A 510-nucleotide genomic window follows, 5' to 3' on the forward strand; every position below is an offset into this window, starting at 1 on the left:
ACTGCGCCAGTCTCCACACCAGACACGTTGAGTGTACCGACGTTGGTGATGTGGTCGGTAGCGTTGCTGCCTGAGTCAGCGGTTAGTGCAACACCGGGCGCGGCGGCCGAGGTATCGAGCGTGAAGCTGAATGAAGTCGGATCCGACGTATTGCCTGCGATATCGGTCTGCCGAACCTGTACGTCGTTCACGCCTTCGACGGCGTTGAAGTTGGTGTTCCAGGTGTGGCCACCATCCGTCGAGTATTCGATCGTGGCGCCGGTTTCAACATCCGTAAGATTCAACGTACCAACATTGGTGACGTGGTCGGTGGCACTGCTGCCGGAATCGGTAGTCAGAGCGACACCGGGAGCAGAAGCCGCCGTATCGAGCGTAAAGCTGAACGAGGTCGGGTCAGACGTGTTGCCCGCGACATCGGTCTGCCGAACCTGTACGTCATTCACGCCTTCGACCGCGTTGAAACTGGTGTTCCAAGTATGACCGCCATCGGTCGAGTATTCGATCGTGGCG

Annotated in this window: 1 protein-coding gene; it reads right to left on the reverse strand. The window is 58.4% G+C overall.

Going from position 1 to position 510, the window contains the following annotated elements:
• Positions 1-510: hypothetical protein (locus tag AC3WLY_RS35210; protein ID WP_492332766.1), on the reverse strand; the 510-nt coding region annotated here is incomplete at both ends.

The sequence above is a fragment of the Burkholderia sp. FW306-1C-G01B genome (assembly GCF_058781685.1).